General features: G+C 49.8%; 15 protein-coding genes. All 15 read right to left on the bottom strand.

Translation table 11 applies throughout. The features are described from left to right. Positions 1 to 89 precede the first annotated feature (89 nt). Positions 90 to 2,342, bottom strand: coding sequence for a DUF4129 domain-containing transglutaminase family protein (locus ASG81_RS09845; RefSeq protein ID WP_056632649.1), 2,253 nt, complete (start codon positions 2,340 to 2,342; stop codon positions 90 to 92). After that, positions 2,339 to 3,586 (bottom strand): DUF58 domain-containing protein, encoded by a 1,248-nt coding sequence (locus ASG81_RS09840; protein WP_056632647.1) that lies wholly within the window; start codon positions 3,584 to 3,586, stop codon positions 2,339 to 2,341. Before ASG81_RS09840 ends, ASG81_RS09845 begins: the two co-directional genes overlap by 4 nt. 4 nt (positions 3,587 to 3,590) lie before the next feature. Beyond that, positions 3,591 to 4,547: an AAA family ATPase gene (locus ASG81_RS09835; protein ID WP_056632643.1), complete on the bottom strand. Its 957-nt coding sequence runs from the start codon at positions 4,545 to 4,547 to the stop codon at positions 3,591 to 3,593. Between the two features lie 140 nt (positions 4,548 to 4,687). Then, positions 4,688 to 5,038, bottom strand: a complete 351-nt coding sequence (spoVAE, locus tag ASG81_RS09830; RefSeq protein WP_056632640.1) for a stage V sporulation protein AE — start codon at positions 5,036 to 5,038, stop codon at positions 4,688 to 4,690. A gap of 4 nt (positions 5,039 to 5,042) precedes the next feature. Further along, positions 5,043 to 6,056: a stage V sporulation protein AD gene (gene spoVAD, locus ASG81_RS09825; protein ID WP_056632638.1), complete on the bottom strand. Its 1,014-nt coding sequence runs from the start codon at positions 6,054 to 6,056 to the stop codon at positions 5,043 to 5,045. Between the two features lies 1 nt (position 6,057). Beyond that, on the bottom strand, positions 6,058 to 6,549 hold the full coding sequence (gene spoVAC, locus ASG81_RS09820; RefSeq protein WP_056632636.1) for a stage V sporulation protein AC: 492 nt from the start codon (positions 6,547 to 6,549) through the stop codon (positions 6,058 to 6,060). A gap of 351 nt (positions 6,550 to 6,900) precedes the next feature. Further along, complete coding sequence (locus tag ASG81_RS09815; RefSeq protein WP_056632633.1) at positions 6,901 to 8,925, bottom strand: beta-galactosidase; 2,025 nt, start codon at positions 8,923 to 8,925, stop codon at positions 6,901 to 6,903. 89 nt (positions 8,926 to 9,014) lie between these two features. Beyond that, positions 9,015 to 10,724 carry an ABC transporter substrate-binding protein gene (locus tag ASG81_RS09810; protein ID WP_056632630.1) on the bottom strand — a complete coding sequence of 570 codons (1,710 nt, stop codon included), beginning with the start codon at positions 10,722 to 10,724 and terminating at the stop codon, positions 9,015 to 9,017. A 71-nt stretch (positions 10,725 to 10,795) separates the two neighbouring features. Beyond that, on the bottom strand, positions 10,796 to 11,689 hold the full coding sequence (locus tag ASG81_RS09805) for a carbohydrate ABC transporter permease (RefSeq protein ID WP_056632628.1): 894 nt from the start codon (positions 11,687 to 11,689) through the stop codon (positions 10,796 to 10,798). 12 nt (positions 11,690 to 11,701) lie between these two features. Further along, positions 11,702 to 12,661 (bottom strand): ABC transporter permease, encoded by a 960-nt coding sequence (locus ASG81_RS09800; protein WP_056632625.1) that lies wholly within the window; start codon positions 12,659 to 12,661, stop codon positions 11,702 to 11,704. Between the two features lie 262 nt (positions 12,662 to 12,923). After that, a complete protein-coding gene (locus ASG81_RS09795; RefSeq protein WP_235548809.1) occupies positions 12,924 to 14,471 on the bottom strand; it encodes a response regulator transcription factor in 1,548 nt (515 codons plus the stop codon). A 1-nt stretch (position 14,472) separates the two neighbouring features. Then, positions 14,473 to 16,275, bottom strand: coding sequence for a sensor histidine kinase (locus ASG81_RS09790; RefSeq protein ID WP_056632619.1), 1,803 nt, complete (start codon positions 16,273 to 16,275; stop codon positions 14,473 to 14,475). A gap of 178 nt (positions 16,276 to 16,453) precedes the next feature. After that, positions 16,454 to 16,804, bottom strand: coding sequence for a hypothetical protein (locus tag ASG81_RS09785; protein WP_056632616.1), 351 nt, complete (start codon positions 16,802 to 16,804; stop codon positions 16,454 to 16,456). A 156-nt stretch (positions 16,805 to 16,960) separates the two neighbouring features. Then, a complete protein-coding gene (locus tag ASG81_RS09780) occupies positions 16,961 to 19,789 on the bottom strand; it encodes a glycoside hydrolase family 3 C-terminal domain-containing protein (protein ID WP_056632613.1) in 2,829 nt (942 codons plus the stop codon). Further along, on the bottom strand, positions 19,789 to 22,179 hold the full coding sequence (locus ASG81_RS09775) for a glycoside hydrolase family 95 protein (protein WP_056632610.1): 2,391 nt from the start codon (positions 22,177 to 22,179) through the stop codon (positions 19,789 to 19,791). The genes ASG81_RS09780 and ASG81_RS09775 overlap by 1 nt, the downstream gene beginning before the upstream one ends. Positions 22,180 to 22,403: the final 224 nt, after the last annotated feature.

Genomic DNA, 22,403 nt, shown 5'->3' with positions numbered 1-22,403 from the left:
CTATACCATACAAACCAAATTCGTTGCAAAAAAATACCGCTGCCGTTTTCACAGGCCCGCGGTATTTGATCGAATATAAGCGTGTTGACTCATCTTAACTGATCGATTAATGCTTTTACCTTCGTAACAAACCGATCCGCTTCCTCGGATGTGGCCATAACCGGACTATACTTCGCTTGCTCGAACCCGTCAAGCACCGACTTGAAATCATCGCGCAAACGCTTCGAGCGCTGCGACCATCGCAGCACGGCCTCCCGAAGCGTCTCATGCTCCTCACGCTCCATGCCGCGCTTCTTGCAAATACGAAGCAGCTTCTGCGTCTCGAGAACGATCCGGTCATTGGAGGTGTAGGAACCGTGGCGCAGCTTGCGCCATGATGCGATAAGCTTGTCGCGACGTACGAAAATCCATGCCGCAGCGGATAAAATAAGCAGTGTCATGGAGCCCCAAGTCCAAAGTTTCGCATTCGAATAGCTCTCTGCCTGCCCCGGCTCTGCTGCTTCCTGGGCATTCGTATCAAGATCAGGCAATGCCGTCTCTTCTTCCTCCGCGACAGAGTATGGGAACGAGAAGCCTGCCGTAGCTTCGAAAGGAATCCAGCCGAATCCTTCGAAGTAAATTTCCACCCAAGAGTGGGCATCGGAATTCCGGACCGTGTAGGTGCCGGCTCCGGTTGGATTCAGCTCCTCCATAAATTCGCCTGGAGGCCCATAATCACTAGCCGGAAGCACGCCTGGAGTGAAGCCCTTCACCCATCTGGCAGGCAGCCCAAGACTTCGCGCCATTACCGCCATCGAGGTGGAGAAATAGTCACAATAGCCTTCCTCCAGCTCAAATAAAAACTGATCAACAAAATCGGCAGACGATCCCGTAAGCTTTGATTCGTCAGGCATGTTATTGTAATTAAAATTCAGTCTAAGGTACGATTCCAGCAGCTTCGCCCTGTCATAGTCATTTGTTGCTTCAGCTGTTACTTTTTCCGCCAATTCCCTAACCCGCGCCGGCAATGTATCCGGTAATTGCAAGTAGTGAGCGTTGCGGGAAGCCTCATCTTCATCCGGCCATCCGGCTTTGGCCTTTCTTAGAAGCTCCTCATCCAGAACAGGAACTGAAGAGGTAACCGAATAGGTTTGCGGATATTTGCGGTTTTTCATCGACCAGTTAAGCAGCCTTAGCTCACCCGATCCCGGTTCCCATACTAGGCCTGAGGGTAATGCAGCCTGATCATTGTCGATCCAATTCAACTTCGTTATAGGTGCGGCTGCGAACAAAACCGGATATACTTCCTTGCGGATCATCGTCACGATTTGATTCACCTGAATCGTACCTGCTATCGGCGGCTCGTCTTCTGCGGGAAAGATTTGTCCCTTCTGAATACGGATATTCGCATCTCGGTCTTCTTCGGCATCGACATCCATCCAGCCTTCTCCCGTGTATAATGCTTTCGACTCCCCGCGCCAATAGCTGCGCTGCGACGTCGAAACCGTCATCATCGGCGAATAGTCATACTCAAATCCGCCTCCGAGCTGTTTATCGCTTCTACTATAGCCTGAGCTCGCATTGCCGGTGCTGCTCTGCGATAAGGGATCGGATCCCTTGTCGCCAAGAAATACCTGGACCTTCTCTCCCTTTGCTTCCTTCCAGATCGTATATGGATCCTGCAGTAGCGGAGCTAACGACGGCATGTTTAGCCCAACGGTCATTAGCACGGCGAGTACGAGGGCAATCGGCAGTATTAATTGAAGCGGATATTCGATGAGTTCCTTCCAGCTGTGCGGATGATTGCGCTGCAGCTGCGACAAGTGGAGGATGACTAGCCATAGCAGTCCTATAAATACGACCATGCCTACTTCATCCCAAAGCCAGATCGGCGTAAAGGAATCCGCTATCGTCAGAAGCAGAATGCTTGTGCCAACGAACCCGAACATGCGAATCCGCGTAGTCGTCCATATACCGAACAATACATGCAGCAGAAGCAGCGCCCCGCTGATCCAAATAAACGGGTGGAGCTGTACGGCATGCGCTTGCAGCCACCAAATCCATTCCTGCCAGCGCTGCGGTCTCGCCACGACCCAATCCATTCTGACTAACTGGGTTGTAATAAAAATAGCGGCAGATATTTGAAGCAAAAGCTTAACAAACAGACTTCGGAGAGGCAGCAAAACGTCGATTGCCGCAGCTGCAATTAATGTGTAATAGGCGATGGTGTATGTTTCATCCCACCAGAAGCCTTCAAAGATGGAAACAGCATTCGAAAGAATAATGGCTATAAAAATAAATCTCAGCTTCTCATACCAGTCAGCTATCAAATATAGGCCAATCGATTTCAATACCCGTTTCATGCAATCCCGCTCCCTTCCAGTACGGCAGGGAGCTCTTGCAGCTGACGAATTTCGAATACCGGCCAGCCGCGTTCACGCATCACATGCTTCCATGATGTTTGATGGCTTAATGCATCAGCCGAGGACGAAATATGCAGCATGCAGGGCGTAATCCCTTTTCGAGACAGCCACTCCATGCTCCGGATCACATCAGCGCCGGTTTCAGGCGTAATAATGACGGCGAAGCTCCCATGCTCCATCATAGAATCGGCTCGCTTCAGCGATGAATAAAGCGGCCGCGCTGCATCAGCGTCAACAAAGGTTAAATGCTTCATCAGCAAATTGCGCTGCTCTATGCCTGATTTAGGCGAAATCATGGTCATCGTCTCGCCAATGGACAGTAAGCCCATCGCCGTATCGTCCTTCAATCCGTTTTCGAGCAGCGAAGCGGCGGCAGATACCGCTAATTCAAAGCGCGTCGCCAATTCGCCGCTATAGCTGCCCGGATGACGATCGAGGATGATAACCGTACGCGGAAGCGATTCGCGCTCGAAGGCTTTTGATTTCCACTCGCCGGTCTTCGCAGTCGCATTCCAATGCACGCGCGACAAGCGATCGCCGTACAAATATTCGCGAACGCCGTTAATTTGCGTTGTTTCCTTCGCCGAGCGGGAAGCGATCGCATGGGAATAAGGTCCGCGAATACCGCGCTGGACGCCATTCCATTGCCTTAGCGGTACCGTCTGAGGCAGCACGCTAAATACGGTCTCGCTGCCGAACTCACCCGAATGCTCGAACAAGCCGAATACATCGTACGATAAGCATTGTGTATTCGTAAACCGGTATTCCCCGCGCTGCAATGGAGGCGTTTGATAGGTTACATGGCCGCTGCGTTTCCAATTGGGCACGAAGGAGCTCTCGAAGGCGACCTTTTGCCCATTATGACGCTGCAGCTGATCTCTAACAATGACATAAGGAAGAGGATAATAGCCTGGAATTTTGACATGAAGGCTAACATCCAGCGAGCTGCCCGCCGATAAGCTCTGATTGAGCGCGGTTGCTCCAAGCGCCGTATAGCTTCTGCTGCCTGATACTTTATTGATGCCGCTCCACCGTCCCAGCACCAAATAAAATAGCAATAAATTTAATATCATAAAAAGCATCATTGCGGTTTTTCCGCCTTGAAATAATAAATAAAAAAGACTGGTCAAATAAATAATTGCGACAAGCTGCCAACGAAGCTTCGTAGATTTGGTAGCTGTCATCTGACTAACGCTCCAGCCGGACCGGCACTTTCGTGGACTGGACCACCTGCGAGATGATATCCTCCGCTTTGAGGCCGTTCATTCTTGCTTCTGTCCGGAGAAGAAGTCTGTGCGAGAGAACGTATGGAGCAAGCGCCTTCACATCGTCCGGCGTAACGAACTGGCGCTGCTGCATATAAGCGCTCGCCTTCGCAGCCCTCGCAAGCGCAAGCGCCGCACGCGGACTTGCTCCGAGCATGACATTTGTATGTTCTCTGGTGCCCCTAATCAAGCTTACCAAATATTTGCCTACAGCTTCATCGATGTGAACCTGCAGCACTTGATCCTGAATTCGGATCATGTCGGTTATGTTAATCATAGGCTCAATTCGATCGGACGGATGTATTCCTTCATTAGATAACACCATCCGCTGCTCATCGGATTCATTAGGATAGCCGAGCGACAGCTTCATCATAAATCGGTCAAGCTGCGCCTCCGGCAGCGTGTAAGTCCCTTCAAACTCAATCGGATTTTGTGTAGCAAGCAATACGAACGGACGGGGAAGCTCGTATGTGTCGCCATCTACCGTCACATGCCCTTCCTCCATCGCTTCCAGCAAAGCGGATTGCGTCTTCGTTGTTGCGCGGTTAATTTCATCAGCTAACAATATATTAGCCATTACCGGGCCTGGGCGAAATAAAAAAGCTTCCTGCTTGGGATGATAAATGGAAACACCCGTTATATCGGTAGGAAGCAAATCCGGATTACATTGAATGCGGCGAAATTGGCCGCCTATTGATTTTGCCAGCGCTTTCACTAATTGCGTCTTGCCGGTGCCCGGCACATCTTCCAGAAGTACATGGCCGCCTGCAATAACAGCTATGAGCAGTCTCTGGATTTCTTCCTGTTTGCCAAGGATACAAGTTTCTAAGTTTCGTAGAATCGTAGCGCATAATTGCATGTCTGCAGGACGAATATCCATTTCATTCCCTCCCGAAATAACGCCAAAGTTCAAGTTCAATAGTACTATTTTACAGTACTTCCTTTACGGTGCACAAATTTTTTGGCTACAAAAAAAATTGGAAGATCCCACAGGATCCTCCAGCTTGTCCATCCTAAACGTTATCCTTTTGGCCTGACGACGAGCGCTGCCAGGAAGGAGAAAATAATGGCCGCCGATATGCCGGCGCTTGTAACTTTGAAGATGCCGGAAATAACGCCGATCCAGCCTCGATCATGCAGCTCGGTCAATGCCCCGTGCACGAGCGCATTGCCAAAGCTTGTTATTGGAACGGTAGCTCCCGCTCCGGCGAATTTGATCAAAGGCTCGTATAAATCGAAGCCGTCAACAATTGCCCCAATAACGACTAGTGTAGCCATCGTATGCGCCGGCGTCAGCTTGAACACATCGAACATGAGCTGACCGAGCACGCATATCGCTCCGCCGACTAGAAAAGCCCATAAAAAAATCATACCGTTACCCTCCTTTTGCGCTAATTGCCACCGCATGCGCTATGCATGGAATACTCTCGCCTTGCTGGAACGATAGCGGAGACAACAATGCGCCTGTTGCAACAACTAAAATGCGTTTCAATTCACCTTTTTTGATGCGTTTAAGCAGATGCCCATAGGTCACGACGGCTGAACAGCCGCAACCGCTGCCGCCAGCCTGTACCTTCTGCTTCTGTACGTCGTATACCATAAGGCCGCAATCGCCAAACACCGTATCGTTCATCGGTACGCCGTTTTTCAGCAGCAGCTCCTTCGCAATGGGATGCCCTACGCCGGCTAAATCGCCCGTTACGATCAGATCATAATCACCCGGCGAGCGGCCAGTATCGTTAAAATGGGCTTGGATCGTATCAACCGCTGCCGGCGCCATAGCCGCCCCCATATTAAAGGGGTCCGTAATTCCCAAATCGATGACCTTGCCAATGGTCGCACATTCTACTACCGGACCTTCGCCTTTATTGGCAACGACGGCAGCTCCCGCGCCGGTGACAGTATATTGTGCGGTCGGCGGCTTCTGGGAGCCGTATTCTGTCGGGTAGCGGAACTGCTTCTCCGCCGTACAGTTATGGCTGCACGTTCCGGCAAGCACCTGTTCTGCCGCACCGGAGTTAACAAGCATCGAGGCGAGCGCTAACGACTCCATCGAGGTCGAGCATGCGCCGAACACGCCGATATATGGGACACCGAGCGAGCGCGCCGCAAAGCTGTTGCTTATGATCTGGTTCATTAAATCTCCACCGATAAAAAACTGCAGCTGATCGCGCTCGATGCCGGCGTTCTGAATGGCAAATTCCGAGGCCTGCTCAATGAGAAGTCTTTCCGCCTTCTCCCAGCTTTTCTGCTGCATATCGAGCTCAGGGTGGACAAGATCAAAGTCGGCTGCGAGAGGTCCATCCCCCTCATCAGGTCCGACCACTGTTGCTTCTCCGATAATAACCGGGCGGTTCTCAAACCACCATGTCTGTTTCCCGCGCAGCATATTACTGACCCCCAGTGCCAAGAATAAGATGGGCTATTCCAACGAAGAAAGCGGCGACCGTTCCGAATACGATAACCGAGCCTGCCAGCTTAAACATGTTGCCGCCAACGCCAAGCACGAGACCTTCGCTCCGGTGCTCCAATGCAGCTGAACACATGGAGTTCGCAAACCCTGTCACGGGGACGGCAGAGCCGGCTCCAGCCCACTGCGCGATTTTGTCGTAAACGCCAAGGCACGTTAAAATAACCGATATTAGTATAAGTGTGGCAACTGTCGGGTTGCTTGCCGCTTCCTCGCTCATTCCCATCAAATGCACATACATCTCCTGAATGACTTGTCCAAGCACGCAGACCGCTCCGCCGAAAACGAATGCCTTCAAGCAATTCCCGAGAATCGATCGCGGCGGCTCCATCGTTTTAGCGAAAAACTGATATTCCTTCGGCGACATCGACATTTTTTTGTAGTTATGCTTGCTCTTGTTCTTTGTAGCCATTGCTGCAACCTCCTTTTCCGCTACGGCTTCTCCATATGTCCGAACACGAAGCTCCGTAACCGTTTTGCTTTCTTCTCATTCATTATTTGTAATAGCAGGAAGCAATATTCCAACAAAAAAAAGGCTTGCCTCTGACTAAGCAGCTAGTCAAGGACAATCCTTTACTCAAAAAAATATCGCTAACAATAAAATGACAAGCAGTACATACAATACGAGCACGAGTATGCTCAATAAATGGCGTTGCTGCTTCTTCGACACAAGCGCTGCTCCCCTCATACCGGGCATTTATCTACAGCATATGCCAAACACCCAGCTTGGGAGCTTATCCGGTGAGATTTCATTAGGCAAATGTTACTGCTCAATTATCATGACGTCTTTGGCTGCTAAGCTGTAAGCGCCGCTAACTGTTTCACCGGAGAGCAGCTCGGTTCGCGGCTGAGCTCCAAGCTGCAGCTCGGCTGCTTCCGTATTATGGTTCAAAATGAACGTAAATGATTTGCCGGCTTTGTTCCTGCGCGTAACCTCTACGCCCGAAGGAGCTGCAAGCAACGGCTCAATCCCTTTGTCCTTGCACAAATTTATCAGAAGCGACTGGAGAAACGGCCGGTCAGGGCTTGTGGCCAAATACCAGGCTTCCCCTTTGCCAAATTTATTAACGGTGACAGCCGGCATCCCCTTGTAGAAATCAGAGCCGTACTCCGCGACTACCTCAGCGCCTTCAGAATGGATCAGGTCGCACAGCAGACTGCATGTGTAGGTTCCGCTGAGCGCTCCGGCTGCCTTTCTCATAACCATTTGGTTTTGCTGGCCTGGCAGCAGCGCATCGATTTCTTCAGCCCAAATACCGAGTACCTTGCGCAGCTTGCCCGGATAACCTCCGGTGGTGACAAGATCATTTTCATTTACGATGCCGCTGAAGAACGTCGTAATGAACGTGCCTCCGCGCTCTACGAACGCTTCAACCTTCTCCGCAAAGCCCGGCTTAATCATATACATAACCGGTGCGATAACAAGCTCATATTGGTCCAGGTTCTCTTCCACGCTAATCATATCGGTTTGAACATTCAGCTCAAACAGCGCGTCATAATATTTATGAACCTCGTCCACATATTTGAGCGCGATGCTTGGTCCGCTCGACAATTCGACTGCCCACCTGTTTTCCCAGTCAAATACGATGGCTGCTTTCGCGTCAATGCGCGAATCGAGCAGCTTATCCGAAAGACGGGTAAGCTCATGTCCCAGCTCCGCGCATTCGCGGAATACGCGGGTATGCTCATGGGAAGCATGCTCAATGACGGCTCCGTGATATTTCTCGCATGCGCCGATCGAGCGGCGAAGCTGGAAGAACATAACCGTATCCGCGCCATGTGCTACCGCCTGGTAGCTCCACAGCCGCATGACGCCCGGACGCTTCAATGCATTGTAAGCCTGCCAGTTTTGCTGGCTTGGCGTTTGCTCCATGAGCATGAAAGGCTGACCGCTCTTCAAGCCGCGCATTAATGCGTGGGTCATCGCTGTAAAGCTTACGGGAGTGTCGATGGATGGATAATTATCCCAGGAAACGACATCGAGATGCTTCGCCCACTTAAAATAATCGAGCTCCGGATATGTGCCCATCAGGTTAGTCGTTATTTGGATGTTAGGGGAAAACTTCCGAATTTCGTCATATTCTATTAAGTAACAATCCAGCAGCGCATCCGATTGGAATCTGCGGTAGTCAAGCGAGATGCTTTGGAAGTTGGTTCTGTTGCCGCCCCACTCTTCGCTCAGCGCGTTCGGCGGAACGATTTCATCCCATTCATAGAAAGTATGCCCCCAAAAGCTCGTATACCAGGCTTTATTCAATTGCTCAATCGTGCCGTAGTGTTTTTCCAGCCATACCCGGAAAGCGTCGGCACAGTTATCACAATAACAATATCCGCCGTATTCGTTGGAAATATGCCAAGCGACAAGCCCAGGGTGATCCTTGTACCGCTCGGCTAATTTACCTGCGATCAATTTCGCGTATTTGCGGTATGTCGGGCTGCTGGGGCAGGAATTATGGCGTCCGCCAAATTTCCGCTTGCGGCCGTCGTAATCGACACGCGTGACATCCGGGTACCGTGTAGCCATCCATGCTGGATGCGCGCCCGTGCTTGTCGCCAAGCAGACTGATATCTGATCGCGAAACAATCTGTCTATTATTTTGTCCAGCTCATCAAAATCATACGTATCTTCGTTTGGCTGTATGCGGGCCCACGAGAACACATTGACCGTAGCGACGTCAATCTCCGCAAGCTTGAACATGCGAAGATCCTCTTCCATGGTCTCGTCGTTCCACTGCTCGGGGTTGTAATCTCCTCCGTACCAAATTTTTGGAAGTTTATTATGTATCATAATTCTGTTCTCCCTTCAATGATTGCATATTTACAACGAGGGAAGAGAGCTCATGAAATGAGCTCTCTACTTCCTTGCTTTTTCTTGTCTTATTTCGACCAAAGCGCTACGCGGTCCTGTACCATTTTTGTAAACTCAGCATTCAATTTCGCTACGCCTGCATCTTCAAGATCCTTCAAGAATGCATCGTAAACTTTATCGAAATCAGCCGGTTTAGCAAGAATCGCTTCCGGAATACGTTTCTTCATAATATCTTGCGTTTTTTGGAAAATAACGTTTGCTTGGGAGCCCGTTTCAAAAGGAAGCGTCCAAGCTGCTCCGTATTTACGCTCCGGAAATGCATCGTCTGCAGGCCACAGGTCTCTGTACGTTGTTGCGCCGTAAGCAGCAAGCGTTTTCTTGTCTTCTGCAGAGTAAGCCGTTTGAATTTGCTCAGGGAACGTCGTCGTATAATAGTTTCCGGATGGATCCTTCACGCCGTCGCCGTAACGGGCGGACAGCAAGTAGTTGCCGATACCCGTTGTTTTCTTGAATTTGTTGTTATCGTTTGATTTTTGTTCTTGAACGTCAGCAGGAATGACGCGCTTGCCGTCTACTACATTGTAGTGCTTGCCTTCGATACCCCAGTTGACAAGTACTTGGCCTTCATCGGAGGCTAGGTAATCAAGGAATTTAATTAAACGAACAGGGTCTTTAGCATCCTTCGTGATACCAATTCCGAAGCCCCCAATGTAACCCGTTCCTTGGAAGGAGTGATCTTGGTACGTATCGTTCAATGTTACAGGGAAACGAGCGTATGTCGAGCTAAACTTTCCTTCAGCTTTCAACGCGTTCTCCGCATCGCCGTAATCCCAGTTTTGGTCAATTAGACCAAGAACGCGGCCGGATGCGATTTTCGCTTTGTATTGATCGTATTTTTGTACGAAGCTTTCTTTGTCAAGCAAGCCGATATCGTTCATATGGTTCAGCCATCGGAAGTATTCTCTTTCTTCAGGCCGCTGGTAGTGCAAGATCGATTCATGCGTATCTTGGTTGATGAAAAATTCACCATCATCCGGAGCGCCGGTTGTAATGGTCGCAGGATTCGTTACGGAAATCAGAATTTGCCACTCGCCGCCGTTAAGCGACATCCCGATCGTCGGTTGGCCGTCTGCCGTTTTAGGATTTTTCTCGATGTAAGCTTTGATCGCTGCTTCATAGTCTTGAACCGTTTTGATTTCCGGGTAGCCGGCTGCTTCAAGCACTTGGTGCTGCAATTGGAAGCCGCCGCCTGCTTCAAAGTAGGTTTGGCCTACGCCAGCTTGTGGAAGTGTGTAGATCGCATCGTCATCCTCGCTCCAGCGGAGACGGTTGAAGTATTCGCCATAAACCTTTTTAAGGTTAGGACCATGCTCTTCGATCAATGGACGAAGGTCGATCAATGCGCCGGCATCAACCAATTTGCCTGCATTGCCTTTCGGCATAACAATATCCGGATACTCATCGCTCGCTACCATAAGCGCGAACATATCGGAATCTGTACCGCCGACAGGGAATTCTTGTTTGATTGTAATTCCTGTTTTTTCAAGAATCAATTTACCTACATCGGACTGCATATCGTCCCAGTTCGGATTGTTATCGCCAGATGCCATACGGATCGTAATTGGCTCAGCCGCTACCGGCTCATTCGTTGCATTATCTGCACTATCGGGCGCTGCATTGTTCTTGCCGCCTTCATTATTCGAATTGCCGCATGCTGTGACGAATAAGAATACAAGTGCTAACATTAAGCTAAGAGTCATCTGCATCTTTCTTTTCATTTCGTTAAAGCCTCCCTTTTTTCTTGTGCGTGATTTACATGTATATAACAGGAAACCTGCTATTACCAAAATTAGCTTTTTACTGCGCCAAGCGTCATACCTTTGACGAAGTACTTTTGCAGAAACGGATATACCATAAGAATCGGCACCGTTACGACGATCGTAATCGCCATTTTAATAGACTCGGGCGAAACCGCTGCAATCGATTGCTGTGCGTTAGGATCCCGATAATTGCTGCCCGTCTGCGTTGATAGAAGCACCTTCATCAGCTCGTACTGGAGCGTCGTATTCTCAGCGCTTCTGTTATTAAACAAGTAGGTGTCAAACCAGGAATTCCAGTGGCCGACCGCGATAAACAAGGCGATTGTCGCGAGTACAGGCTGGCAGAGCGGAAGTATGATTTTCCAAAATATAGTCCAATCATTCGCGCCGTCGATTTTGGCCGATTCTTGAAGCGCGTACGGAAGCCCGTCAATGTATGAGCGGACGACGAACACGTTCCAAACGCTCAAAATAGCTGGAATGATATAAACCGCAAAAGTACCGATCAAGCCCAGGCTTTTCATGAGCAGGAAGCCGGGAATAAGGCCGCCTGAGAAGTACATCGTAAGAGCGAATACGACCGACATCCATCTTCTCGCCTGGAAATCGGGACGGCTTAACGTGTAAGCCATCATGGATGCCGACAAAACGCCGATCAGAGTACCGAGCACCGTACGAATAACGGAGTTTTTAAAGCCTACTAGCAGTCCCTCGAAACCGAAAATCGTCTCATAGTTTTTCAATGTAAATTCACGAGGGTATATGGTTAAACCGCCTCTTACCGTATCCACTGAATCGTTGAATGATATCGCCAGTACATTTAAGAACGGATATAACGTTACGATAGCTACGATCGCCATAAATATAAAGATGAAGGTATCAAATACTTTATCGCCTGTACTTCGTCTAATCGTTCCTTGCATATGCCGTACCTCCTATATGATTGATTCTTTAGTGACCCGTTTGTATATTCCGTTCGCGATAAACACTAATAGGATGCTGACTACGGAATTAAATATACCGATTGCCGTACCATAGGAATATCGGCTCATTTGAATACCGTACTTCAGCGCATACAGATCGAGCACCTCTGAAAAATCGGATACGAGAGGATTGCCTAGCAAAAACTGTTTTTCAAAGCCAATGCTTACGAGATGACCGATCGATAAGATGAAAAGCACCATAAAGGTTGTCCGAATTCCCGGCAGCGTGATATGCCACATTTTACGGAATCGGCCTGCTCCATCCACGGTCGACGCCTCGTAAAGCTCAGGATCGATACCAGCCATTGCAGCTAAAAATATAATGGAGTTCCAACCCATTTCCTTCCATAAATCCGATGCCGTTACAATACCCCAGAACCAACTGCCTTTGGCCATAAACTGAACCGGTGCGTCGATGATGTTAAGCCACATAAGCAATTGGTTAACGGCCCCGCCGTCTGTCGAAAGCATCTTCGATACGAGTCCGGCGACGACTACCCATGATACGAAGTGCGGCAAATACGAAATCGTTTGAACCGAACGCTTGAAAAATTGTCCTCTCATCTCATTTAGCAATAGCGCGAAGATGACCGGAACCGTAAAGCCGACGACCAGTCCCATCGTGCTCATGGCAAGCGTGTTTCGCAATACGATATAAAATCTTTCGTCTTGGAATAATTCAATGAAATTATCGAGTCCGACCCATTTCTGATCCAATATAGCGTTTTTCGGTTTGTAATTTTGAAAAGCGGTTAACCAGCCCCATACCGGTACATAGCTGAATAGGAATATCCAGATGACGAATGGAAGTGACATCATGTACAAGTAACGCTGCTGGAATGCTTTAAACCAAAATCGGTTCCTTTTGTTTGTCGCCCCTGCTCCCAGGGTAACTTCTGTTAGCGGTTTCATCCCTGCTCCTCCTAAAGTTTTTGCACCCGGCAAAAACGGCTTCGTAAGCTTCCTTTTCGTAGGTGTAGCTTACCCTCTCTTCTATGTACTTATCATAAACGATAGAGCCCTCCCCCTTGCACCCGATAAATTAGACCTAAAATCATATCAAAATACGCACTTTCAAGCGCTTTCATAACCATTGGTTATGAACTGAGCACAACAAAAAATGACGTTATATCACATGCGGCTCTATTAGCCCGGCGATATAACGTCACTTTTCTTACTCTGAGGACGGTTTCCCAGAAACACTCTTGAAGGAAGAGGGCGAAACACCCTTATACTTTTTGAATTTGCTGTGGAAGTAATCGACGTTCGCATAGCCAACCCGCTCTGACACCTGATGAACCTTAAGTCCCTCCTTTAGCAGCTCGATGGCATGCTGAATGCGGACTTGATCCAAATAGGTGTTGAAAGGCTCCCCCGTAAAATTTTTGAACATTTTGCCCAGGTACCCGCTGTTATAATTGAAGAGATCCGCCAGCGTCTCCAGCTTAATGTTCTCGCTGTAGTGTCGCTCTATGAAATCAGTCATCTGCTTCATGACGGACATGCTGTCGGATTTGCCAATCCTTGCTGCCAAATCCGTTAACCGCATCTGCAGCTGATCGATCATCTCATTATAATGATGCGCAAGATAAAGAGCCGTTATCATCGATAAATCCTCTTGTACGGAAACCTGCGAATTTGAAATTGCCGCTTTGTTCAGCACGATCGTAACCAGCTGCGCCCAGCCCGATTTAACGGCTTGCTCCGATGAGTCATGCGCACAAATTTGTACAGAAGCCTCGTCCAGCGCCTTTATTACGCCTTCTCTGCTTCCGATATCAAGCATGTAATAAAGCTTCTGAGCAAGGCTATCGATGGATAGCTCTTCGCCCTGCCCCGTTCCCGATTGCTTAGCGTCTCCTTCTAAAGATGCCGAATGAATATGCTGCCCTTGCAGCATGAAGCGCTGTTTTAACAAGCTGCGAACGGCAGGCGACCATTTTTGCAGCTCCAAGGGATCGCGAACCGGCTCGCTTGCTGCAGCTGCGAATCTCACTCTCATGCCGCAGCATTCTTCGATCCACAGCTTCATCTGCTCGCGCGAGCCGTTTTGCAGTAAATAATCTTTTAGCAATACCCCTATATAAGGCTCGGCAGTAAAGACCCAGCCAAGCTGTTTCTTCTCGATAATTTCCGCCAGCTTCTTCTTAAGGGTAGCATTCATCGTAAGGGAATGCTCCCTGCTGTAAAGCTCGATTAGTAGCAGCTGATAATATTTCGCCGGCGCGCCAAGCAGCGTATGCAGCTCCTGACTGCCTGCCAGGTTCGGATCAACCTTTCCGGAGGCTAGCTGCTGAAGCATCTCCTCGCGCAAGAGCACCGTCGTTTGCTCCGTATTCAGCTGCTGCTCGGTTTGTTTTTTGAGCTGCGTGCCAATTCGTTCGACATTGCTCTCCAGTTCATCCTCATCAATCGGCTTCAATATATAACCATCCACATTATGCGCGATCGCTTGCTTTGCATAATTGAATTCGGCATATCCGCTCAAAATTAAGAAATGGCAGACCGTATCCGTCTTTCTTATCTCCTCTATCGCTTGAAGCCCGTCCATCCCAGGCATACGAATATCTATTAAAATCAAATCAGGAACGAGCGCCGCATGCTTCTCCACCGCCTCCCGGCCGTTCGATGCAATTCCCGCGACGCTAAAGCCGTATTTGTTCCAATCGACTAATGTTTGCAGCCCTTCTCGAATCATCGGTTCATCGTCGACAATCAGCACTTTATGCAAATGGATGACCCCCTAACGGAATTTCAAAAGCAATTCTTGTACCCAACCCCAGCTCGCTCTTAATCGTCAAGCCGTAACCGTCCCCATAGATCATGACTAGCCTTTGATGAACATTACGCAGTCCGATCCGGTACTCTTCCTCTTCTTCCATATCGTTAAGCGCTTCATGGATTTGATTGATTTTGTCTTCGCTAATCCCTACACCATTATCGGCAACCTCTACGCGGAGCATACGATCGCTCATCTGCGTCGTTAACGAAACGAAGCCGCCCTCTGCTATATTTTCCAGCCCATGCACGACCGCATTCTCAATGAGCGGCTGAATAATAAGCGGCGGGATTTCAATATCCTGTCCGGATTCATCGATATCCAGGCCGAAGGTCAAGCGATCGTTCCCGTATCTGAATGTTTGAATTTCCAAATAGCAGCGCACGATTTCGAGCTCGTCCTTGAGGGCGATTTTCCGCGTGCCTACCTCTAAATTTCGACGGATCATTTTGCCTAGCATCCTTACGATCGAGGATATCTCGGTCTCGCCCTTGATATGGGCCTTCATGCGGATCGATTCGAGCGCATTGAACAGAAAATGCGGATTGATTTGGCTTGCCATCATCTTCAGCTTTATTTCTTTTTGCCTGAGCTCCAGCCGGGCTTGCTGCTTGTGCGATTCCGCAACCTCGTCCATCAAGCCGCGAATGCTGACGACCATGTTGTTAAATTGCTTGGACAGAATGCCGATCTCGTCATTGCCTGTCACATGGGAAATAACGTTCAAATCGCCCATCGCAACCTTATTCAAATCCTTGTTCAGTACGAGCATCCGCTTCGCTAAAATCGCGGAGAAAATATAAATCAATACGAACGCGATAACAAGGCTTAGCATAATGATGCTGAAACCGAGCAAGCTTATACGATTGGCTCCGCTCACGATGCTGTCGATCGTAAATACCGAAACGATCTTGAGACCGTTGCGGCTTGATTCGGGAAGAAGGTCCTCTACGACGATTTTGGAAGGCTTGCCATCGAATTTAAACTCGTAAGTACCTTCCGCTTTATTCGTCAATTGACTGGCAAAGTCCAATTCAGATATGTTCTTGCCTACCCATTTAGGATTTTTTGACGCAATGATATAGCCGCTTTCATCGATAATCATCGTGTCGAACGGCTCCTGGCTAATCATCGCATTCAGCTCTTTTTGGTTAACGCTTATGACCAGCACGCCGCTTGTCTGATAGGTAGGAAACGTAATTTTACGAATGAGGCTCAAATCATTCCGGTTGTTCTTCGTTTCATCGGGTATATACGCCCAGTGTATGCCGTCCTGTTCCGTCGCTGACTTATACCAGGATGTTTCCTCTATTGAATCGGTGACTTTTAGAAATTCCCAATTGTCCAGTATCGTCATGTTTGTCGTGTAGAAGCGAATGTTGAATACTTCGCTGTACAGCTGAATGTAATTCCGAAAATCGCGATAATCCCAAAACGCCTTTACCACCTCGAAGGTGGAATTATATTGCGTATTGACGACATTCGTTAATCGGTTGTCGACGAGCAGCTTGTCCGAAATCTCGATTGGCATTCGTATAATGTCCAAGGTCTGCTTCTTGATTCGTTCCACGTTATTCGTAATTTGCTGGGTCGCTTGGTCGAGGACATTTTGACGGAAAGCGACTGTCAGAAATATGCCTACAATAAGCACCGGCACGAATACGACGAGGATAAATGAATAAATAAGCTTGTTCCTTATTCTAATATTGTTCATTTTGTGTGCAAGCGCTCTGATGCTCACCAGCATATAGGCTGCCCCTCCTTCATCAAGGAAAGCGTTTACTTTTTTACGTATATTTTTGAAGCATCCTATATTATAAAACGGGTATGAGATCATTCATACATGATCTATTCATTTTATTATCATATAGAAATTAGACATAACCATCCGATGCTTATTTTCTTGCAAAGAAATACCGCTCCAATTAGAGCGGTATGCGGTACGATGAATGCTGTTCAATGACATGCTCACCTTTGTTGTACAGCCATTTGAAGACAAAGCGGCTGCCTGAATAACCCGTCCTGCTGCGAATATCCGGAAGAATAACGTCCTCAAAATGATCCAAAATAATTTGCTGCGCCTGGGAAAGGCGTTCTTCATTAGCCTCAAGCTTTTGCTCTGCCTCTTCATCGGTTAGCGCTGTCTGCGAAAAGTAAGCAAAGGCTGCGTCCCAGTCGCTGACCGTATCCGGCAGCGGATGTCCGGAGCCTCGAAAAACTTCCTTCACCGTATCAATCCAATCCTTGTACAGGTCAATCTCAATTTCGTTCTCCAATATGACTAGCACCTCTCCTGAAGATCATTGGTAATCTTCAGAATAATGCCCTATTCGTTAAAAAGCAACCGCAGCCGTACAAAAAAACGGAGCTGCTCAAGGCTGAATTGACAGCCTTGAAGACAGCTCCGCATGAAACTTCCGGATCTATTGTGATTAATGAATGCGGAACCAGCTCAGCTTTACGCTTCCCGTTAAGCCGATAACCAAATCGCCATCCGGCTTGATAGGAGGGAGCTCTATACGTACGGTTTCCCATTGCTGCTCACCGCTCGCGGCAACCGAGCAAGAGCCGATAACCGTTCCCGCGGGGCTGCCGATCAGGAGCGATAGCTCGCCGCCCTGCCCGCTGCCGCTAACGCGCGCTTCGAATACGCCGTAGCCGTTCGACCAATCGATGTCCGTGAATTTTATCCAGCCTTCGGATTGCGCCAGCCGCACCGCCGTACCGCCTTCCTTGCTCTCATCCAAATAGACACCGGCATAATCATCGTAGTTCTCCGCGCGCGTTTGCAGCGACAGGTTGCGGGGAGGTATGGTCTCGCCATCTATTGTGATCGTAGCAGACACCTTTGCATCGACAGATGAACCGCCTGCAACAAACGTATATTCGGCAGCTTCAAGGCAGAACCGGTCACGCGTCACATCCCAAACAGCAAGCTCTTCGGCAGGCACGATAAGTTGTACGTACTTTGTCTCTCCCGGCTGCAGGGCAATCCGCGTAAAGCCGGCCAGCTTCTTGAGCGGACGCTGGACGCGGGAGCATTCCGTGCTCACATACAATTGTACGACCTCATCTGCGGCAACGGCAGATTCGTTCGTGACTTGAAGCTGTACGGTTACACTGCCTTCCATGCTGGCCCAGTTATTTGTTACCTCAAGCGGACTATAGCGGAACGAACCGTAGCTAAGACCGTAACCGAACGGATACAACGGCTCTCCGTCAAAGTACAGATACGTTCTTTTGCCCTTCATAATGTCATAGTCCATCAGATCCGTCAGCTGCTCCTCCGATTTGTACCATGTCATATTCAGGCGTCCCGCCGGCGAGTAATCGCCGAATAGTACGTCGGCGATGGCGTTGCCAATCTCTTGTCCCGCATGCGACAAGTAAACGATCGCCGGAATTTGCTCGTTAACTGCATTTAGCGTGAACGGATAGCTGCCGATTACGACGACGACCGTGTTCGGGTTAGCCGCGAATACGGCGCTAATCAATTTATTTTGCGATGCCGCAAGATCAAGGCTTGGTCGATCGATTTCTTCCTTGCCGTTAATAAGCGGATTATTGCCGACGAAGACGATTGCGGTTTCGGCTGCCTTCGCTGCCGCTGCCGCTTCCGCGATGCCGTCAATGATGACATCCTTCGTAAACAGCTCGTTCGCCCCGATCGTGTCCGCTTCTGCAACCTGAAGCGAATCGGCTCCGCCGTTCGGAGCTGTTACCAGCTTGCCGTTCCACGTCCGTATCAGCAATTGATGATTCGATTGCTCGTCAAGCTTAAACACTTCCTTCACAAACCAGCCGAACGCTTCGCTCGCAGCCACGGCAATATTTTCGTCATCCGCGCTCGTAAGCAGCTTCCCGGAAGCTTTGCTCTCCAGCGTATAGCTGCCCCAGCCCCAATCGGTTACTTCAAATGTTTCGCCTGCCGCATCCGATCCGCCGGCTCGCAGACGTCCTTCATTGTCCTCAGATGCCAGCAGCGCCTCTCCATTCGCGGCCGATTTCAACACGACGCGGTCATTACCGCTGCTGTACGAAACGGATCTGCCGGCCAGCTTGCTCTTAATGCCTTCGAGCGGCGTAACTTTATAAGGAAGCGAGCCGGAATACCAGTCGCGGTAAACGACATCCGCTAACGGCCCGATTACGGCAACGCTGTTTAGTTTCTCCTTGTTTAAAGGCAGAGCGTTGTTTTTATTTTTTAATAAGACAATGGATTCCCTTGCCGCTTGCAGCGACAGCTGACCGTGCTCCGGCGCGCAAAGCTTCGATTCCGGCAATTTTGCGTAAGGATTTTGATCCGCCGGATCGAATTCGCCCAAACGGAAACGTACGCGGAACGTGTTAATGAGCGCTTTGTCCAAATCCCGCTCCGACAGCAGTCCCTCGTCCAAAGCTTCGCGAATAGCGGCGCAGGATTTCTCTTTATCGTCGGTAATGCTGTCGATACCTGCTTTAATGGCATGCGCAACCGCATCCTTATAAGAATTATAATAGTTATGATCGTTGACGATACCGAGCAAATCGCCCGCATCGCTAACGATGAAGCCGTTCATGCCCCACTCTTCTTTCACCACTTTGTTTACATCCCCATGCAAAATGGTCGGCGTACCGTTAACGGAGTTATACGAGGTCATCATCGAATGCGCGCCGCCCTTAACGAAGGCCGGCTTAAACGCCGCTTGATAATATTCCTTCATGTTACGCGGATCGATGCTCGCAGAGCAGCTGCCGCGGTTAATTTCATTGTTATTGCCGATAAAATGCTTCAAGGTCGCTACCGCTTTAAAGTAAAGCGGGTGATCGCCTTGAATGCCCTGCACGAGCGAGGCTGTCAGCTCGCCCGTCAGCTTAGGATCTTCGCCGTAAGCCTCCTCTGTCCGGCCCCAACGCGGATCACGCTCCATATCAACGGTCGGCGCCCATAGCGTCAAGCCGTTAATGGCGGGGTTGCGCTGAAAATAGACGCGCGCCTCGTCGCCGATAACAGAGCCTACTTCCTTCAGCAGTATGGGGTTCCACGTACAACCAAGACCGATCGGCTGCGGGAACGTTGTTGCTTCCCCCAGCCATGCCATCCCGTGCGCCGCTTCCGTTCCATGCTTATACGGCTTGACGCCTAATCGCTCGATTGCAGGCTGATATTGGACCATGGAGTCAATTTTCTCATCGAGCGTAAATCGCGAGACGAGATCGGTTACTCGTTCTTCAAGCGGAAGCTCGGTATTGTTAAACGGAAAAATGATGTCGGTCGTCATTATGGTTTCTCCCCTTCTTTGGTTGACGGTAAAATGTTGTACCAGCCGTTCTTGCTCGTTGCAAATGGCCCCGATGCATCAATCGTTGTGCCGTCCGAAGCATGGACCGTGATCGCGCTCTTGGAACGCAGTCTGCAATCCCTTCCATGCGTAGAATGAATGCGTCCCGAAGTCAGCTTGCCGTCTGCCCACTCGATATCGACAACGAAGCCGCCTCTTGCCTTCAGGCCCTTCACGTAGCCGCTCGGCCAAGCGGCCGGCAGCGCCGGCAGAAGCTCAATGCCGTTCAAATGACTTTGCAGCAGCATCTCGCCTATGCCCGCCGTTCCTCCAAAGTTTCCGTCGATTTGAAACGGCGGATGATCATCGAACAAATTCGGATGCGTCGAGCGTGCGAGCAGCGTATGAATAAAACGATAAGAGGACTCTGAATCCCGCAGCCGCGCGTAAAGGTTTATTAGCCACGCGCAGCTCCAGCCCGTATGGCCGCCGCCGTTTTTTATGCGGCTTTCAAGCGACAGCCGTCCCGCTTCAACCAGCTCAGGCGTTGCTTCCTGATTAATAGTCGTGCCCGGATATAAGCCGTATAAATGCGATACATGGCGATGGCCTGGCTCATGCTCCGCAAAATGCTCATGCCATTCCTGCAGTAAACCGTTTGGCGCGATTTGCAGCGGCGGAAGCTTGCGCTTCGCCGCTTCTAACCGTTCGATAAATGGCTCATCGAGCTTCAGCAAGCTCGCCGCGGTCAAACAATGCTCAAACAGCTCGCCGATTAACGTGATGTCCATGGCAGACGATTCTGCCACGCTGCTCGTTTCTCCGTGAGCGGTCAGAAACTTATTTTCCGGCGAGGTAGAAGGCGACGTCATGAGCAGCCCATTCCCGTTTTCCTGCAGAAAGTCCAAGCAAAATAATGCAGCGCCCTTCATCAGGGGATAAGCTTTCTCCCGCAAAAAGGCTTCGTTCGGATGATATAAATAATGCTCCCACAAATGCTGCGTCAGCCATACGCCGCCAAGCGGCCAGAATGCCCAGCTTGGATGACCGGCAGTTGGAGTTGACGTCCGCCATAAGTCGACGTTGTGATGCGCTACCCACCCTGCGCTGTTGTAATGAATAGCAGCCGTACGCGCGCCTGACTCGCTAAGCTCCTCAATCAGCCGGAGAAGCGGCTCGTGGCATTCGCTCAAATTGGCAAGCTCTGCCGGCCAATAGTTCATTTGCGTATTGATATTCGTCGTATAATCGCTGTTCCAAGGCGGCTGCACCCGGTCATTCCATATCCCCTGCAGGTTAGCCGGCTGGGTTCCGGGACGCGAGCTTGCCATAAGCAGATACCGGCCATACTGGAAATACAAGGCTTCCAGCTGCGGGTCCTGCTCGCCTCTCTTATATGCTTCGAGCCGCTCGTCCGTCGGCAATAGGGCATTAGGCGTCTGACCCAATTCAATCTGCACACGCCGAAATAGTTGTCGGTGATCCTGAATGTGGCGCTCACGGAGCTGTTCATAACTATGCGATAGAGCGCCTTCCAGCACACGATTGTTCTGCTTGCGAAGCTCGTCACCGCTCTTCGCCGGCTGGCGGTTAAATCTCTCGAAGCTTGCCGCCGCGCTTAACAGGAAAGTTGCCGAGCGAGCGCCGCGAATCGTTAATTGCTGATCGCCGCTTACTGAAACTTCTCCTCCCTCTGCGATTACCTGCAGCTTTATCTGAAACGTAATGCCGCGGTTGTCCTCGTACTGCACGGCTTTCGGATGATCGCCCATATAATTGTCCGCGACATGGCTCGGACAGCGTCCGTGCAGCACGATTGCCGCGCTTCCGTCATGCGCAATCCCATACTGCAACGACGCTTGCAGCGAAGCCGTAAGCTCCAGCAGTCCGTCTCCATCCGCTGCATATCTCGTGCAAAGCACTTGATCGACTGCGCTTACAAATGTCTCGCGGTAATAGCTCGTTTCGCCGGATTGAAAGCGGGTAGCGGCAATGCCCGCATCGATATCAAGCTTGCGGATATAGTGTTTCGGGCGGCTTTTGTTCTGCTCAAAATGCTGCTCAATATACAAATCGCCCATCGGCTGATACGATTCCGTATTTGTTCCCAGCATTTTCGCCTCGACCAGCTTTTCCGCCTCTACGAAGCGCTTCTGCGCGATCAATTCCTGAGCCTGCTTTAAATAGCGTAAAGCCTCGTAATTGTTCGTATCGCGCGGAAAGCCTGACCACAGCGTATCTTCATTTAATTGAAAACGTTCTTTATCAACGCCGCCGAATACCATGCCGCCCAATCGGCCATTGCCAAGCGGCAGCGCTTCTTCCCATCTTGAAGCCGGCTGCTTATACCAAAGGTTCAACGGATGTATCTGCTCTTCCCTGTTTGCCATATTGTCGGTCTCCTGTTATCGCTCTCGTCATATCATCGATAAAACATTTATTATCCATCATAACGGAATAGTCTTCTAGAACAGTACCCATCAGATTTCATGTAAATTCATATGAAAATTAGCGCTTGCTCGTCGTAATCGTTGTTTTTTATATTTTTAAAGAGGCTTATCATCAGCTGTGTCGGAGGTGTGAGGAAAATAGAGAAAATAAACTTTCTGTGCAA

The organism is Paenibacillus sp. Soil522, assembly GCF_001428245.1.
In the GTDB taxonomy this organism is placed as follows: Bacteria; Bacillota; Bacilli; order Paenibacillales; family Paenibacillaceae; genus Pristimantibacillus.
Note: the sequence above shows the minus strand (reverse complement) of the source record. Positions and strands in the feature narration are given on the sequence as shown.